This window comes from Sphingosinicella sp. LHD-64, assembly GCF_031157375.1.
GTDB lineage: Bacteria > Pseudomonadota > Alphaproteobacteria > Sphingomonadales > Sphingomonadaceae > Allosphingosinicella.
On sequence record NZ_JAVIFV010000007.1, the window covers coordinates 78567 to 94814 of the forward strand.

A 16248-nucleotide genomic window follows, 5' to 3' on the forward strand; every position below is an offset into this window, starting at 1 on the left:
CATCGCGGCGACCGGGGAAAGCGCGGCATTCCAGGCGGCTGCAATCTTCACGGCTTGCTTACCACTGCTGCGCTAGGCCGGCCCGGCGATGACTGCCCAACCCGAGACCGCGCCGGCGGCGCGCCATGATCCGCGGCCGCGATCCGCGGTCAGCACCGGCGTGGGGCTTGCCGGGCTTGCCGGGCTGGCGGGCTGGACGGCGGTGGCGCGCGCTTACGGGATGCAGGGGCCGCTGGCGGCGCTGACCGCGCTCTTCGCCTGCGGCGTGCCGATGGTGCTCTGGTCGCTCCTCGTCGACAAGGTCCACCGCAATCCCAGCACCGGAATCGACTGGGCGCGCGCCCCGCGAGCGCTGAAGGAAAGCCTCGACGTCAGCCTGGTGAAGATCGCCGGGCTCTGGGGCATTTGGGGGGTGATCGGCGCGCTCTACTGCATCGCGCGCTGGTATTGGGACGGCGCCTATCTCTTCGCCATGCAGGTGATCGGGGTCGCGGCAATCCCGATGGCGCTCCTCTCGATCCCCTATGTGATCTGGCTCGATCGCCGCCTCGCCGAGCCGAAGGACGGCGCCTGGCATTTCGGCCAGCTGCTGATCGGGCGCGTCGATCTCGTCGACCGGCAGGAGCTGCACGACTTCTTCCGCGCCTGGGCGGTGAAGGGCTTCTTCCTCGCCTTCATGATCTCGATCGTGCCGGGCAACTGGCAGCAGGCGGTCGCGGCGGAATCGGGCTGGATCGCGGCCAATCCGGTCAACCTCGCCCACTGGCTGATCTCGGCCATGTTCATGATCGACGTGACCTTCGCCACGGTCGGCTACGTTCTGACGCTGAAGCCGCTCGACGCCCATATCCGCAGCGCCAACCCCTATGCCGCGGGGTGGACGGCGGCGCTGATCTGCTACCCGCCGTTCATCATGATGAACTCCGGCGGGCCGCTCGACTATCATATGGGGACGGCGGGCTCGGACGGCTGGACCCACTGGCTGGCCGCCTATCCGCTGGCCACCGCCCTGATGGGCCTCTGGTTGGTCTTCCTCACCGCCGTCTATGCCTGGGCGACGGTGGCGTTCGGCCTGCGCTTCTCCAACCTCACTCATCGCGGTATCCTGACCCACGGGCCCTATGCCTGGACCAAGCATCCGGCCTATGTGTCCAAGAACCTCTACTGGTGGTTCGCGGTGCTGCCGTTCCTCGCCGTCAGCGGCAATCCGGTCGACATGATCCGCAACACCGTCGTGCTCGGCCTGGTGAGCGGCGTCTATTACTGGCGGGCGCGGACCGAGGAGCGCCACCTGATGGCCGATCCCGCCTATCGCGACTATGCCGAATGGATGGCGCGCAACGGCCCGATCCCGCGCCTGATCAGCCGCCTCAGGCCGCGCCGGGCGCCGCCGGCGCCGGTCGCGGCGGAATAGTCGCCGGGCGCATTGCGGGAAGCGGGCGTGCGCCGTAAACCGCCGCGATGAGCGATCCCGTCCCCCCGAAGCGCGTCTTCCACCCGGCGCGCGAAGAAGCCGAAACCGCCGCGCAGGCGACCGTAAGCCCGCAGACGGTTGATCCGGCCTACCGTCTCGCCTTCCAGGACATGGACTTCCTGCTGCGCGAGGATCTGAGGCCGGTGCGCTTCCAGCTCGAACTGCTGAAGCCCGAGCTGCTGCTCGAGGAGGCGAACATCGCCTCGACCTTCGTCTTCTATGGTTCGGCACGCATTCCCGAGCCGTCCAAGGCCGACGCGCTGATCGCCGCGGCGTCCACCGAGCACCAGAAGCTCGTCGCCGAGCGGCTCAAGGCCAAGTCGCATTATTACGACGAGTGCCGCACGCTTGCGCGGATCGTCAGCCGGGTGAAGCCGGATGCGGAGGGGCGGCGCCAGTTCGTCGTCTGCTCGGGCGGCGGCCCGTCGATCATGGAGGCGGCCAATCGCGGCGCCCATGACGAAGGGCAGGAGACGATCGGCCTCAACATCGTCCTGCCGCACGAGCAGGCGCCGAACGAATATGTGACGCCGCAGCTCTCCTTCCGCTTCCATTATTTCGCGCTGAGGAAGATGCACTTCCTGCTGCGCGCCCGCGCGGTGGCGGTGTTCCCGGGCGGGTTCGGGACGTTCGACGAGGCGTTCGAGCTGCTGACCCTGGTCCAGACCGGCAAGGTGAAGCCGATGCCGATCCTGTTCTTCGGCCGCGACTATTGGAACCGGGTGGTCGACTTCCAGGCGCTGGTCGACGAAGGCGTGATCGCCCAGGCCGACCTCGACCTCTTCACCTTCTGCGAGACCGCGGACGAGGCCTGGGGCCATGTCTGCAATTATTATTCGGCGATGGCCGAGGATCTGGGCTGCTGCTAGCCATGGGGCTCTCCTCCCTGTTCGGGCCGAAGCTGCCGATCGACGGGGAAGAGCTCGAATTCCAGCTCGCGACCTTCAAATGGCTGCTGCGCGAATTCGGCGCGCCCGCGCAGGACGGGTTGATCACGGCGACGCCGGCCTTCTTTCCGTCGGCCGGGCGGCGCGGGGTCGAGGTCCTGTTCGAGGAGGTGCGCGCGGCGGCCGGCATGGCCGACTGGCCCTGCGACCTGCGCGAGGGTGACCGCGACCGGGAGGTCGATGCAGGCAATGCCCATCTGATTCGGCACGCGGCCGCGCCTGCGCCCTGCGGTACGTTCCACATTGCGGAAGATCTGCCCGGACGGCCCGCGGTCATCACCTACAATCCGGGGCTGGTGAACGACACCGGCGCCATGATTGCGACCTTCGCCCACGAGCTCGGCCACTATCTGATGGCGACGGCCGAGGGCACGCCGCCGGGCGGCTGGGACCTGCACGAACTGCACACCGATCTCGCCGCGGTCTATCTCGGCTTCGGCATCTTCCTCGCGAACAGCGCCCGCAACTTCAGGCAGTTCCACGGCGCCGGGGAGATGGGCTGGTCGTCTGGCGGTCAGGGCTATCTGAGCGAGGGTGCGCTGGTGACGGCGCTGGTCATCGCCGAGCGGCTGGCCGGCCGCGATGCGACGGCGGCGGCACCCCATCTCAAGACCTATCTGAAGGGCGAGCTCAAGCGCGCGGCCAAAGCGCTCGCCAGGAGGCATCCGGACATGGCCGGAGCGGTCGCGGCGATCGACCTCAGCCAGTTCGCCGGCGATTAGGACGGATCGACATTCAGTTTTGTACCCTCTCCCTTGAGGGAGAGGGAGTTTCATGCTGAATGTCGATTGGTCCTAGATCTCATTGCGCGTTGCCCGGCGCGGCTTCGGCGGCGTTGCCCGCGGCCGGGGCGGCCGCATTGTCCGCGGGCGCGGCCGCGTTGCCGGCCGGTGCGGCGGCATCGCCGCCTTCCGCCGGGGCGTCCGCGGCCGGAGGCGGCGGGATGGTGAGCCGGCCGCCATGCTGGTTGAGATACAGCATGATGTCGGCGCGGTCCTGCGGGTCGGAGAGGCCGGCGAAGGTCATCTTGGTGCCCTGGGCGAAGTTGCGCGGCGACTTCAGCCACGCGCTCATATTCTCCCAGTCCCAGGTGCCGCCATGGTCGGTCAGCGCAGAGGAGAAGGCAAAGGCACGGCTCGGGCTGGCGATCGCCTCGCCCATCACGCCGAAGAGATTCGGACCGAGGCCGTTGGCGCCGCCCTGGTTCGTATTGTGGCAGGCCGCGCACTTGCGGAACACCGCCTCGCCGCGCGCCGCGTCGGCGGTCTGGAGGAAGTGGGCGATCGGCTGCTCGGCCTCGCCGGCCTCGCCGCCTTCTTCCTCGACGCCCGCAATCGGATAGCCCATCGTCTCGGGGCGTTCGGCCTTGAAGATCTCGCCGGTCACGAGGGTGCCGCCCAGCAGGACGATTCCGGCACCCAGCGCCCAGCCCGCAATCGTGTTGAAACGATCGTTCATGCCCCTCTTTGGACCTCCAGAAGACGCGCGTGCTCCCCGCCGCGCTCGAACAAGCAATGGCGCCCCTTTATGCGGCGATTGCGCGCACCGCAAGCCGGGGCTTGGCGCCACCGCTTTCGCGGCCCGATTCGCCTCTGGCAAGAGGGGCGGCGACCTGTGCGTGCCGGCGTGCACTTATGCCCGTTATCCTCGTTATCCACAGCGCGAATCCGCTTGGTGCGACTCGGATTCCATGACAGCTTCGTGTCGTGGCCAAGGGCGATCCGCCGGCAACGGTTCGGAGCGTTTCGAGGCTGCAGCCCGAGTGAACGGGCCTCCTGTCCCACCAGACGTGGAGGTTCTGGCCACGAAGGCGGGGCGGCTGACGAAGCCGCCGCATGGCGGAAGCTGCGGGCTTGCCCTTTGGCGGATGCGAAGGCGGCAGGCTTCGTGAAGCGCCCGATCGGAACCGGACGCCTTCGGGCGGACGGAACCGATTTCAGGCCGGCCCTCGAACCTTCGGGATCGAGGCCAGCCCGGCGGAAGGCGGGACTTCAACGTCCGCGCACCGTCACCGGGATGAAAGGAACTTCGGTTCCGGACATGTCGGGCAGGACCGGGCCTCAGAATCCGGGAGCTGCGAAGCGACAGGACCCGAGGCTTCGGCGGAGGGACTTGTCAGGCGGACCCGAGGTTTCGACCGAGGGCCTGTCGGAACCGCACCAAGGCTTCGGCGGCGGCGCGGGGTCGGCAGTGAAGAGCGGGAGCGCAGGTTTCCGGTCATCCGCCAAGCGGCGAACCGCCAGGGCTTCGGCCCTGACGGGGAGCCCGAAGGGAAAACCGAAAGGGAGCCCGGTCTCCCGGAAGGACCCCTGAAAGCCGATGTTCGGGCCCCCGGCCCGGCGCGGTTTTTCGAACCAGCCCGCGCGGACTGCCTCGCCTCCCAGGCTTGGTTTTCCCCCGCGACGGGACCGTGGGGGCCGGCGGCGACGTCGGCCCCCATTGCTGTCAAACAGGTTACGCCGTTTCACCGTATTCGCCCGCGCTTGATCCGGTGCGCCTGGCGCGCGATAGTCGCGCTGCGCACGAACAGGGGGCAACATGTTCTCACGCAAGGATTCGGTGCCGGCGGTCCGGCCGGGCAAGTCTTCGCAGACCGGGCTGTCCTTCATCGGCCCGGAAGTGGTGATCGACGGCAATCTCACGACCGGTTCACAGCTCCATGTCGACGGGCGAATCGACGGCCATGTCCGCTGCGGCCAGCTCGTCCAGGGCGCAAGCGGCACCGTCGCCGGCGACATCGTCGCCGACGAGGCCCGAATCGCCGGCCTGGTCGAAGGCACGGTCAACGCCAAGACGCTCATCATCGAGGCGAGCGGGCGGGTGACCGGCGACGTGACCTACGAGACGATCAGCATCGCCGCCGGCGCGCAGATCGATGGCCGTCTCGCCCGGCGCTCCGCCCTGGCGGGCGATGCATCGACGATGCTGATCGCGACGCCGACGGACCTGCCGCGTCCGAAGGGTGCGGCTTCGACGACCGACATGTTCCCGGGCGGCGACAAGCCGGCGCTGGTCGTCGACTAGACACCCGGAGGGAGGCCACCACTCCGTTCGCCCGAATGGTGTTTAAAGGTGAAAGGAACGCAATGGCGAAGCATGTCGCGACGATTGAGTGGCGGTCGGACGGCCAGTTCGCCAGCGGTCGCTACAGCCGCCGCCATGAATGGCGCTTCGACGGCGGTGCGGTCGTCCCCGGCTCGTCGTCGCCGGACGTGGTGCGCATCCCGATGTCCGATCGGGCCGCGGTCGATCCCGAAGAGGCGCTGGTCGCCTCCGCGTCCTCCTGCCACATGCTCTCCTTCCTGTGGGTCGCCCAGCAGGCGGGATTCGAGGTCGAAAGCTACAGCGACACCGCCGAGGGGACGATGAGCCGGGTCGCGCCCGGGCGGATGGGCATCACGCGGATCGCGCTGAGGCCGCGCATCGCCTTTGTCGGGCGGGCGCCGACGGCGGAAGAGCTGGCGCACCTCCATCACGAGGCGCACGTGCAATGTTTCATCGCCAACTCGCTCAAGACCGAGATCGTGATCGAGCCGGCGGACTGAGCCGCTTCAGGCTCTCCCTACAGGCCCCACCAGGGCAGCCGCTCATAATAGCCGGCGACTTCTTCATAGTCGCGCGGCTGCGGCCGGTCGGCGCGGTCGAGCCGGAGCGTCGGCGCCTGCTGGAATTGCTCCGGCGTCACGTCGATCACATAAGCGTCGAGGTCGACGTCATAATGGAGCATCTCCCACGGCAAGGGATGCACCCGCTCGCTGAGCCCGATCAGGCCGCGCAGCGACAGGACGGCATAGGCGACCTTGCCGCTCTGCTTGTCGATCATAACGGAATGGATGGCGCCAAGCCGCTTCTCCGCGCGGTTGTAGACCGGCGTCCCTTCCACCCGACGGGACGAGACCAGCGCGTGCCGCTGATCGAGCGCGTCCGTCTCATTGAGCAGGGTGTTCGTCTGTTGAGACATGGTCCGTCTCCTTCGTTCCCCCAGCGTTCGCCAGTATAGCAAGAATGCCGTCCGAAGGCACGGATTTTCAACGATTTGTTCGCGCGGTCCGTTCAGGCCCCGGCGTCGGCGAGCATGCGGGCATCCGCCCCGTCCCAGAGCATGCGCAGCCCCTTGGGCAGGGCACCACGCACCTTGGCGATCTGGCCGTCCGAGAGATGGCGGCTCAGTACGCCGAATACCGCGGCCACCGCCTCGTCGGGATCGACCGGCCGGATGTCGCTCAGCCATTCGGCGACCTCGGCGGTGAACTCCTCGGGCGTCCGGCAGTCGCTCGGCTGCCGGCCCGGCGAGAACTGGTCGTAATAGACTCCGCGCACCAGCAGCGGCAGCTGCGCGCCCAGGTGGGCGGCGAGCTCGAGCGGCAGCCGGTCGCGCAGCTTGTGCAGCACGGTCGACAGGACCTTCCAGGCGACCTGCCGGTCCGGGCCGAGCCGCTCCATGATCTCGCCGAGCCAGATGTTGGTGGTCTGCAGCGTCTTGTCGAAGACGTCGAGGCCGGTGGCGCTCATCATGAGCCTCCTTCGCTAGTCCTCGCCGGCATCAACGAGACAGCGGACGGCCCGTTCCGGCCAGGGTGCGCGCGCCAACCCTGTTCGCACACGCCTGCGCGGAAAATGGTCAGGCGGGCATCAGCTCGGGATGGGCGCGCAGGCGCACGATGTCGCGTGACGGCGGCAGGCCGAACAGGCGGCGATATTCGCGGCTGAACTGGGACGGGCTTTCGTAGCCGACCTCGAAGCCGGCGCTGGCGGCGTCGAGCGCCTGGCCGAGCATCAGCCGGCGCGCTTCCTGCAGGCGCATCTGTTTCTGATATTGGAGCGGGCTCATCGCGGTGACCGCCTTGAAATGCGCGTGCAGCGCCGACGGGCTCATCCCCGCCTCGCGCGCCACCGCCTCGACGCTGAACGGGGTACGGAAATGGCGCTTGATCCAGGTGATCGCGCGGCTGACCTGGGCCAGCCGGCTTTGCATCGTCGCGATGTGGCGCAGGACGAGGCCTTCCTCGCCGGTCAGGAGGCGGTAGAGTATCTCGCGTTCGGCGAGCGGCGCCAGCACGCCGATGTCGCCGGGCCTGTCGAGCAGCCTGAGCAGCCGCACCGCCGCGTCGAGCAGCGCGGGATCGGCGTCATGGACGACGAGGCCGGGCGCGAAGCCGGGCGGCGGCGCGCTGACCCCGCACTCGATCATCAGCTGGCCGAGCGTGACGAGATCGAGGTCGAGCCGGACGCAGAGATAGGGCGCGTCGGGCGTCGCCTCGATGACATGACCGAGCACCGGCAGGTCGACCGTCACGATGAGGTAGCGCGAGGCATCGTAGCAATAGATTCGGTCGCCGAGGGTCACGCGCTTGGCGCCGCTGGCGACGAGGCAGAGCGACGGCTGGTAGATGCCGGGGCTGGGCAGGCTCGGCCCGGAGGATCGGATAAGGGTGAGGCGATCGACCGGCGTCGCGTGGATGCCGTCCACGGGGGCGTGGCGCGCGATCAGGCCGGCCATTTCAGAGAGCGTGTCCATGAATGCGCCCTTCCGCCTTCCGCCTCGCGCGCGCAAGCGGAAAGCACCCGCTTCGGAGGATCGTGCAAGGATCGCGGCGCATCCGGCTACCGCTGCCGATCGCCGCGGCACCACATCACGCCCATCGCATTCCAGGGAGACGAATCATGACGGACATTTCCGACAAGGTCATTCTGATCACCGGCGCCTCGAGCGGCATCGGCGAGGCGACGGCGCGCGAGCTGGCCGCCCGCGGCGCCCGGCTCCTGCTCGGCGCGCGGCGCACCGACCGGCTGGAAAAGCTGGCCGCGGAGCTTGGCGGCGCGGTCGCCTTCCGCCGCCTCGACGTTTCGGACCGCGCCGATTTCGAAGCGTTCGTGGCGGACGCCGAAGCGCGCTTCGGCCGGGTCGACGTGATCGTCAACAATGCCGGCGTCATGCCGCTGTCGCCGCTCGCCGCGCTCAAGACCGACGAATGGGACCGGATGATCGACGTCAACGTGCGCGGCGTGCTGAACGGCGTCGCCGCCGGCCTGCCGCGCTTCGTGGCGCAGGGCTCCGGCCAGTTCGTCAACGTCGCCTCATTGGGCGCGCATTATGTGGTGCCGACCGGCGCCGTCTATTGCGCCACCAAGTTCGCGGTCTGGGCGATCACCGACGGCATCCGCCAGGAGCACAAGGACGTGCGCGCGACGATCATCTCGCCGGGCGTCGTCGAAAGCGAGCTGGGCAGCGACATCACCGATGCGACCGCATCGGCGGCGATGGAGGAGTTCCGCGCCGTCGCGATCACCCCCGACGCCATCGCCCGCGCGATCCGCTTCGCGATCGAGCAGCCGGACGACGTCGACGTGAGCGAGATCATCGTCCGCCCGACCCGCGGCGACTTCTGATCAACCGGTGTCCGATCGGGCGCCAGTCCGGCTCCGGGGTGCCCGCTCCGGAGCCGGAGGATCGTGCAAGAATGGCGGCGCATCTGTCTACCGCGGACGCACGGGCGCAAGGCATAAGCAGGATGACGGTCCAAGTCCGGACCGGGCGGCCCCGACAAGGCCGCGATACCCGACATCGACAGGCATCGAAATCCTTGCGCGGCGCCGTGCCGCGCTGGCGGGCGGGTGGGGACAAAAAGGGAGACGGGACGATGAAGCAGCGTCATCTGGGCAGCACCGGGCCGGTGGTTTCGGCGATCGGGCTGGGATGCATGGGCATGTCCGATTTCTACGGGCCGGCCGATCGGGGCGAGAGCCTCGCCACCCTTGCCATGGCGGTCGAGCGCGGGATCACTCTCATCGACACCGGCGACTTCTACGGCATGGGCCATAACGAGATGCTGATCGGCGAGGCGCTGAAGAGGCTCGAGCGCGACCGGCTGACGCTGAGCGTCAAGTTCGGCGCGCTGCGCGATCCCGACATGGGCTGGTTCGGCTATGACGGCCGGCCCAAGGCGGTGAAGAACTTCGCGGCCTATTCGCTGAAGCGGCTCGGCACCGACGTGATCGACATCTACCGGCCGTCGCGGCTCGATCCGGAGGTGCCGATCGAGGACACGGTCGGCGCGGTCGCCGAGCTGATCCAGGCCGGCCATGTCCGCCATATCGGCCTCAGCGAAGTCAGCGCCGAGACGATCCGGCGGGCCCATGCGGTCCATCCGATCAGCGACCTGCAGATCGAATATTCGCTGATCTCGCGGGGGATCGAGACGGAGATATTGCCGACCTGCTGGGAGCTCGGCATCGGCATCACCGGCTATGGCGTGCTCTCGCGCGGCCTGATCAGCGGCCATTGGTCGAAGGACCGCGCCGGGCAGGACTTCCGCGCGATGTCCCCGCGCTTCCAGGGCGGAAATCTCGACCACAACCTCGCCCTGGTCGAGGCGCTGCGGCGGGTCGCCGAGGAGAAGGGCGTCAGCGTCGCCCAGATCGCCATCGCCTGGGTGCTCTCGCGCAGCGGCTGCATCGTGCCTTTGGTCGGCGCGCGGCGGCGCGAGCGGCTCGACGAGGCACTGGGCGCGCTCGAGGTCAGGCTGACCGAGGAGGATCTCGCCGCGATCGAGACGGCGGTGCCCAAGGGCGCGGCGGCGGGCGAACGCTACCCCGCCGCCCAGCTCGCGCACATGGACAGCGAACGCTGACCCCTTTTCCGGACAAGGAACCGACCAATGAACACCGACTATTACACGCTCGGCCGGACCGGCCTTCGGGTCAGCCGGCTGGCGCTCGGCACGATGACCTTCGGCACCGACTGGGGCTGGGGCGCGGACAAGGAGACGGCGCGCGCGTTGTTCAACGCCTATGCGGACGCCGGCGGCAATTTTTACGACACCGCCGACGGCTATACTGGCGGGATCAGTGAGACCTGGCTTGGCGAGTTCATCGCCGAGCGGTCCTTGCGCGACCGTGCAGTGGTGGCGACCAAGTTCACCTTCAACGGCGAGCCCGGCAACCCCAATGCCGGCGGCAACGGGCGCAAGAACATCCTGCGCGCGGTCGACGCCTCGCTGAAGCGGCTCGGCACCGACTATATCGACCTCTACATCCTCCATTGCTGGGACCGCCTGACGCCCGCCGAGGAGGCGATGCGCACGCTCGACGATCTCGTCCGCGCCGGCAAGATCCGCCATGTCGGCCTCTCCGACGTGCCGGGCTGGTATGCGGGCCGGGCGCAGGCGGTGGCGGAGCTGAGGGGCTGGGAACCGGTCTCGTCGATCCAGCTCGAATATTCGCTCGTCCAGCGCAACATCGAGCATGAGTTCGTGCCGTTCGGCGCCGCCCATGGCGTCGGCGTCACGGTCTGGAGCCCGCTCGGCAGCGGCCTGCTTTCCGGCAAGTACAAGCCGGGCGCGCAAGGCCAGGGCCGGCTGGAGACGCTGCGCGGCTCGACCAATCCCGGCTTCCAGAAGTTCACCGAGCGCAACTGGCGGATCGTTGCCGAACTGGAGGCGGTTGCGAAGGAGGCCGGCCGGTCGATGGCGAGCGTCGCGCTCAACTGGGTGGCGAACCGGCCGGGCATCGCCTCGGTGATCCTCGGCGCGACGAAGGTGGATCAGCTCCAGGCCAATCTCGCCGCGCTCGACTTCACCCTCGATCCGGCGCTGACGGCGCGGCTCGACGAGGTGAGCCGGCCGGACACGCCCTTCCCCTACAGCTTCTTCGGGGACGAGACGCAGGGCATGATCACCGGCGGCGCGGCGGTCGGCGACAAGCCCGACGGCTATCGCGCCAATGTGCGCATCCCGGCCGGGGCGGGCGCCGGGGTCACCTAGCGCCCGACGGGCGGATTGGCCGCGGTGATTGCCTCTCCGGCGACGAGGAACTCGCGCGGCGGATCGCCGGCGGCGACGCGCAGGGGGCGGCCGCTCCACAGCGACAGGAAGGCGTGGATCTCGGTGGGCAGCGCATCATCGGGCGCGGCGACGTCGAGCGGTTGGCGCGCCTGGCCGGCCGGAGCGGCCGGCGCGGCGAGGTCCGTACAGCCCTCGGCGAAGCTGCGTGTGTCGCCGACGGTGCCGTCGGCGGCGACGGTCGATCTGAAATGGCCGCCGAGCGGGAAGCGGTCGCGCTGGGTCGCGGGGCTGATCTGATAGACGTCGACCGGCGCGCTCGCCGACGCCGGCGGGATGACGAAGACGTTGAACGGCTGGCCGCCGCAGGCCTGGTTCTCGAGGCCGTCGGTGGCGTCGCGCGCGGCCGCCATCCGCGCCTCGAGCGGGTTCAGCGCTGGCCGGTCGGCGCCGAGGAAGACATCGCGCGAGGTGACGCGCGTGCCGAGGATGTCGGCGCGGTAGACCGCGACCGGCCCGCTCTCGCCGCGGGCGTAGAAGATGATCCTCATGCCGTTGCCTTCGGGCGTGGCGATCCAGCCAGCGATGCCGGCGCCTTCGGGATCGGAGACTCGGCTCAGCATGTCCTGCGTGCCGATGATGCCGGCGCGGGCGAGTGCGATGAGCAGCTGGCCGCGCTGGCCGGCGGCGGCGAGCTCGGCCCGTTGGGCGCCCGTCAGCGGCCCGGCGGGCGGCGTCAGGCGCGGCCGTTCCGGCTGGGCGGCGGGTTCGGCGGCCGGCGGCTCGGCGGGTTCGGTCTCCGGCGGGTCGGCCGGTGCCCCGGTGGCCGGCGGCTGCCCGGCAGGCGCGGCTGCGGGTTCCTGCGATGTGTCTTCAGGGTTGTCGTCGAGCTCGGACACCGCGGCGTTGAGATCGGAGAGACCCGTCGCCGGCGGCGTGTCCTGGGCGGGCGCGGCCATCGGCACGAGTGCGGCGGTGAGGAGCAGGGGAAGGAGACGCATGCACATCCTCGAAGGCGGTGAACCATCGACGGGATGGACCTCGGCGGCGTGCCGATCAAGCCGCGTCCCGCAGGCGCCTTCAAAGCGCGGGTTTGAGGATGGTTCCGGTGGGCTGCTTAACCGACGGTGAGCTCACCGCCGAAGTTGAGGCCGATGCGACCGTCGCGGATCCAGCGGACGAAGGCCTGGATCGGGCTGCACGCCTCGAACCGGATCGTCACGTTCTCGCCGAGGCGCGGCAAGAGGTCGCTCTCGATCATCGTGCCGCGGCTGGAGATGTTCACCACCGGCACGACATAGACGGCGCCGCGGAAGAAGAGCGTTGCGCAGTCGACGAGGCCGCCATGCCGTTCCTCGCTGCGGTGGTCGGCGATGCGCGGCTCGAGCCGCGTCACCATGTCGCCGGACAATTGAAAAGCGTGTGTCGCCATCGTCCCATCCCAGGCTGATCGGGACAGTATCCGCAAAAACATTTACCGAAAGATGAGCGCGACTCCCCGCGTTAACCCTGTTTTTCCCGGGTGGCGGCGGGCGCATCCAGCGGATTCCAGCGTGGCGCGTGCTTGTTCAAGACCACCTCGTCATTGCGAGGAGCGAAGCGACGAAGCAATCCAGTCTGGGTCGGAGGCGCCACTGGATTGCTTCGCGGAGTTTATCCTGAGCGCCGCCGCAGGCGGCGTCGAAGGGCTCGCAATGACGTTGGTTCAGGTCAAGCCCGCCGATCAATCCTCCATGTGGCCGACGGTCGCGGCGGCCGGATTGCTGCCGGCGCCGTCCTGTTCCCAGAAATAAGGCTGACGCTGGCGGTTGCCGGTGACCGTCTCGTCGAGCGTCGCGGCGTCGTAAAGCCGGCCGTTCAGCATGATCTGGACGATATTGTCGGTGTTCTGGATATCCTCGAGCGGATTGGCGTCGAGGATGAGGAGGTCGGCGAGCTTGCCGGCCTCCAGGCTGCCGATGTCGGAAAAGCCGTACATCCGCGCGCCGTCGATCGTGCCGTGGCGCAGCGCCTCGAGCGGGCTCGCGCCGCCGCGGACGTGGCTCCAGATCTCCCAGTGGGCGGCGAGGCCCGGCTGCTGGCCGTGGCCGCCGATCGCGATCGGCACGCCGGCCTGGTACAGCCGGTGCGATTCCCGGGCGCTGTACTGGTCGGAGAACTGGTCGGCCGGAGCGATCACCGCGCGCACGCGGCCGGCGAGCGCCTCGGGCGGCGAATGGCGGGTGAGGAGCGGATGGTTCCACACCTGCTGCGCCTGGCTCCAGTAGGGATCGCCGGCGAGCCCGCCATAGGTGACGACCAGGGTCGGGTTGTAGCCGACGCGGGTCTGGCTGAAGAGGCTCACCAGATCGTTGTAGAGGCGCCGCTGCGGGATATTGTGCTCGACGGTCGAATTGCCGTCCTGGATCAGGGTGACGTCGAGCTGGAACAGCGAGCCGCCCTCGGGGACGACGAGGATGTTCTCGGCACGGGCGGCGGCGGCGACCTGCTGGCGCTGGTTGCGACGCGGCTGGTTGTAGTTCTTGATCGAATGCGCACCTTCGATGCGCAGCCGCCGGATGTGGCCGAGCGCGTCGTCGTAGCTGTCGATGAGGGCGTAGCGGCCGGGCGAGCGGGCGCCGTAGACGATCTCGCCCGAGGAGAAGGTGCGCGGGGCGAGGATCACGCCGGCGCGCTGCATCTCGCCGGCGACGAAGATCTCGCTCGCCGTGCTCGACGGGTCGTGGACGGTGGTGACGCCGAGCGCGAGGTGGGAGAGCGCCGACCAGTTCTGCTGCGGGATCAGGTCGTCCTCGCCCTGGCCGCCATGGGCGTGGCCGTCGATCAGGCCGGGGATGATGGTGCGGCCCGCGACGTCGACGGTGCGCGCGCCGGCCGGGATCTGGACCGAGGCGCGCGGGCCGACGGCCTGGATGCGGTTGCCGTCGACGACGATCACGCCGTCCTCGATCACGCCGCCGTCGTCGCCCGCCATGGTGACGATGCGCGCGCCGACGAGCGCGGTGACCCCCTGCGGCCGGTCGGCGGCGACGGTGATGGCGAGCGAGGTGCCGTCGGTCGGCACGCGATAGGCCTCGCCGCCCGGCGCGGTGCGCAGGAGGGAGGAGGCCACGGCGCTGTAGAGGTTCGGCCCCGTCGTCCAGGTCAGCGTCTGGCCGCCGCGGGTCCAGCCGGCATAGCTGCCGCCGTTGGCGGTCGCGCGGGTGACCGGCATCTGGTTGCCGCGCGCCGACAGGTTCAGCATGCCGACGCCGTTGAAGAAGGGCGTGACGAAGACGTTGTAGTCCTCGATGAAGGCGAGCGTCCCGCCGTCCGGCGAGATTTCGTAGCCGGTGACCATCTCGCCCTGCGCATGGTTGCGCCGGTTGCCGCCGGAGAGGTCGACGCTGATCAGCTTGCGCTTCTGTTCCTCGTTGACCTCGACGAAGACGCGGTCCGAGGCGGCGCCGAACTGCGGGTTGCCGCCGCTGGAGAGGATCCGGGTCAGTTCGCCGCCATTGGCGGGCACGCGGTAGACGCCGGTGGTCTCGGACCAGCGGTTCGACGTCAGCCCCTGCGACGCGCTCGATTCGAACACGATGGTCGATCCGTCCGGCGAGAAGCGCGGGCGGCGGTAGTGGCCGGGTTGCCGCGTCACGGTGGTGAGCCCGCTGCCATCGGCGGCGACGGTGCGGACTTCGCCGAGCCGCTGGTCGTTCCACGACACGAAGACGATCCGGCTGCCGTCGCGCGACCAGGACGGGAAGAGCTGGAAGTCGCCGTCCTCGGCGGTGAGCAGGCGCGGGCTCGCATTGCCGGCCATGTCGCGGATGTAGAGCCGGCCCAGCGTTTCGAAGACGACGCGGCTGCCGTCCGGCGACACCGAGGCGAAGCGCGGCATCCGGGTGGTGAAGCTGTCAGGCGCGACCGCGACCGACGGGATTTGCGGATCGATCACGACGCGGGTGTCATTGACCTGGAACGGAATCTCCGCCGCAGCCGAGCCGTCGACGTTGACGCGGCGCAGCTTGCCGCCGGCCCAGAACACGATCGTGTTGCTGTCCGGCGTCCAGCCCATGTTCGGATAGACGCCATGGACCGCCCAGGTCTCCTGCACGTCCTGGTCGAGATCGGCATAGACCTGGCGCTGCTCGCCGGTGCGCAGGTCGCGGACGAACAGGCGGCTGAGGCCCCCCGTGCGATGGACGAAGGCCAGCCAGCGCCCGTCCGGCGACGGCTCGGGCCGGACCGCGCCGCCGGGACCGCCGGCCACCTGGGTGCGCTCGCCGGAGGCCAGCTCGTAGCGCTCGATCGCGAACACCTCCTGGTTGGCGTCCTGCGCATATTCGAAGATGTTGCCGGGCGTCGTGTTGCGGCTGAAATAGATGTAGCGGCCGTCATGGCTGAACGCGGGCTCGCCCAGCTCCTTCTGGAACTGCGGGTTTGGGCGTTCGATCAAAGCGACGCCCTCGCCGGTGCCGCTGGCATGATAGAGCCAGATCTCGCCGGTGCCGAGCGAGCGCTGGGTGGTGAAATGCTTGCGTGCGGCGATGTAGCGGCCGTCCGGGCTCCAGGTCGGGTTGTTGAGCAGGCGGAAGGTCTCGCTGGTGATCGCCCGGGCGCCGGTGCCGTCGGTCGCCATCACCCAGATGTTGTCGCCGCCGCCGCGATCCGAGGTGAAGGCGATCTGGCGCCCGTCGGGCGAGAAGCGCGGCTGCATGTCGAAGGCGAGGCCGGAGGTGATCCGGCGCGGCATGCCGCCCTCGATCGGCATCGTGTAGATGTCGCCCAGGAGATCGAACGCGATCGTCCGCCCGTCCGGGCTGACGTCGACGTTCATCCATGTGCCCTCATCGGTGTTGATCTGCACCTGCCGCGTCCGCTGGCCCGGTGGCGCGTTGACGTCCCATTTCGGCTCCTCCCTGTCGCCGCGCTGGGCGACGGCGACCGTGGCTGTGGTGGAGACGAGCAGGAGCGTAAGCGCGGCAAAGCTGCGGATCATGGCGTGGAAACCCCCTTGTAGGACTCGGCGCGGATGTGGGACGGCGCGGACGGTGCCCTATCCGGC

15 protein-coding genes are annotated in these 16248 nt (G+C 69.1%); 8 read left to right on the forward strand and 7 right to left on the reverse strand.

Annotated features, from left to right (window positions below; translation table 11 throughout):
- Positions 1-88: 88 nt before the first annotated feature.
- Genes RCO27_RS19080 through RCO27_RS19090 form a run of 3 tightly spaced genes read left to right on the forward strand, consistent with a single transcriptional unit; the run spans position 89 to position 3143 of the window.
- On the forward strand, positions 89-1414 hold the full coding sequence (locus RCO27_RS19080) for a protein-S-isoprenylcysteine methyltransferase (RefSeq protein WP_309004313.1): 1326 nt from the start codon (positions 89-91) through the stop codon (positions 1412-1414).
- 47 nt (positions 1415-1461) lie between these two features.
- Positions 1462-2343, forward strand: coding sequence for an LOG family protein (locus tag RCO27_RS19085; RefSeq protein WP_309004314.1), 882 nt, complete (start codon positions 1462-1464; stop codon positions 2341-2343).
- A 2-nt stretch (positions 2344-2345) separates the two neighbouring features.
- Complete coding sequence (locus tag RCO27_RS19090) at positions 2346-3143, forward strand: hypothetical protein (protein ID WP_309004315.1); 798 nt, start codon at positions 2346-2348, stop codon at positions 3141-3143.
- 79 nt (positions 3144-3222) lie between these two features.
- On the opposite strand, the gene RCO27_RS19095 is transcribed toward RCO27_RS19090, so the two are convergent.
- Positions 3223-3879 (reverse strand): c-type cytochrome, encoded by a 657-nt coding sequence (locus tag RCO27_RS19095; RefSeq protein ID WP_309004316.1) that lies wholly within the window; start codon positions 3877-3879, stop codon positions 3223-3225.
- A 1080-nt stretch (positions 3880-4959) separates the two neighbouring features.
- Here RCO27_RS19095 and RCO27_RS19100 point away from each other — a divergent pair.
- Together RCO27_RS19100 and RCO27_RS19105 are read left to right on the forward strand one after the other, a co-directional pair.
- On the forward strand, positions 4960-5445 hold the full coding sequence (locus RCO27_RS19100) for a polymer-forming cytoskeletal protein (RefSeq protein ID WP_309004317.1): 486 nt from the start codon (positions 4960-4962) through the stop codon (positions 5443-5445).
- Positions 5446-5507: 62 nt separating this feature from the next.
- On the forward strand, positions 5508-5966 hold the full coding sequence (locus RCO27_RS19105) for an OsmC family protein (RefSeq protein WP_309004318.1): 459 nt from the start codon (positions 5508-5510) through the stop codon (positions 5964-5966).
- 17 nt (positions 5967-5983) lie between these two features.
- On the opposite strand, the gene RCO27_RS19110 is transcribed toward RCO27_RS19105, so the two are convergent.
- The 3 genes from RCO27_RS19110 to RCO27_RS19120 all read right to left on the reverse strand — a co-directional run bounded on the left by RCO27_RS19110 (position 5984) and on the right by RCO27_RS19120 (position 7939).
- Entirely contained in the window at positions 5984-6382 is a 399-nt protein-coding gene (locus RCO27_RS19110; protein WP_309004319.1) for a PRC-barrel domain-containing protein, read from the reverse strand.
- Positions 6383-6474: 92 nt separating this feature from the next.
- Positions 6475-6933 carry a DUF2267 domain-containing protein gene (locus RCO27_RS19115; protein WP_309004320.1) on the reverse strand — a complete coding sequence of 153 codons (459 nt, stop codon included), beginning with the start codon at positions 6931-6933 and terminating at the stop codon, positions 6475-6477.
- Positions 6934-7042: 109 nt separating this feature from the next.
- Positions 7043-7939 (reverse strand): AraC family transcriptional regulator, encoded by an 897-nt coding sequence (locus tag RCO27_RS19120; RefSeq protein WP_309004321.1) that lies wholly within the window; start codon positions 7937-7939, stop codon positions 7043-7045.
- Positions 7940-8085: 146 nt separating this feature from the next.
- Between RCO27_RS19120 and RCO27_RS19125 the strand changes: the two genes are divergently transcribed.
- The 3 genes from RCO27_RS19125 (at position 8086) to RCO27_RS19135 (ending at position 11183) form a co-directional block, all read left to right on the forward strand.
- Entirely contained in the window at positions 8086-8811 is a 726-nt protein-coding gene (locus RCO27_RS19125; RefSeq protein WP_309004322.1) for an SDR family oxidoreductase, read from the forward strand.
- A 251-nt stretch (positions 8812-9062) separates the two neighbouring features.
- Positions 9063-10052: an aldo/keto reductase gene (locus RCO27_RS19130; protein ID WP_309004323.1), complete on the forward strand. Its 990-nt coding sequence runs from the start codon at positions 9063-9065 to the stop codon at positions 10050-10052.
- A 27-nt stretch (positions 10053-10079) separates the two neighbouring features.
- Positions 10080-11183 (forward strand): aldo/keto reductase, encoded by a 1104-nt coding sequence (locus RCO27_RS19135; RefSeq protein WP_309004324.1) that lies wholly within the window; start codon positions 10080-10082, stop codon positions 11181-11183.
- Here the strand turns inward: RCO27_RS19135 and RCO27_RS19140 are convergent.
- The 3 genes from RCO27_RS19140 to RCO27_RS19150 all read right to left on the reverse strand — a co-directional run bounded on the left by RCO27_RS19140 (position 11180) and on the right by RCO27_RS19150 (position 16182).
- Positions 11180-12202 (reverse strand): hypothetical protein, encoded by a 1023-nt coding sequence (locus tag RCO27_RS19140; protein ID WP_309004325.1) that lies wholly within the window; start codon positions 12200-12202, stop codon positions 11180-11182. The two genes, RCO27_RS19135 and RCO27_RS19140, sit on opposite strands and share 4 nt — an antisense overlap.
- A 116-nt stretch (positions 12203-12318) precedes the next feature.
- Positions 12319-12633 carry a PilZ domain-containing protein gene (locus tag RCO27_RS19145; RefSeq protein WP_309004326.1) on the reverse strand — a complete coding sequence of 105 codons (315 nt, stop codon included), beginning with the start codon at positions 12631-12633 and terminating at the stop codon, positions 12319-12321.
- Positions 12634-12924: 291 nt separating this feature from the next.
- The gene (locus RCO27_RS19150; protein ID WP_309004327.1) at positions 12925-16182 is read right to left on the reverse strand and encodes an amidohydrolase family protein; all 3258 of its coding nucleotides are present in this window, start codon (positions 16180-16182) and stop codon (positions 12925-12927) included.
- Positions 16183-16248: the final 66 nt, after the last annotated feature.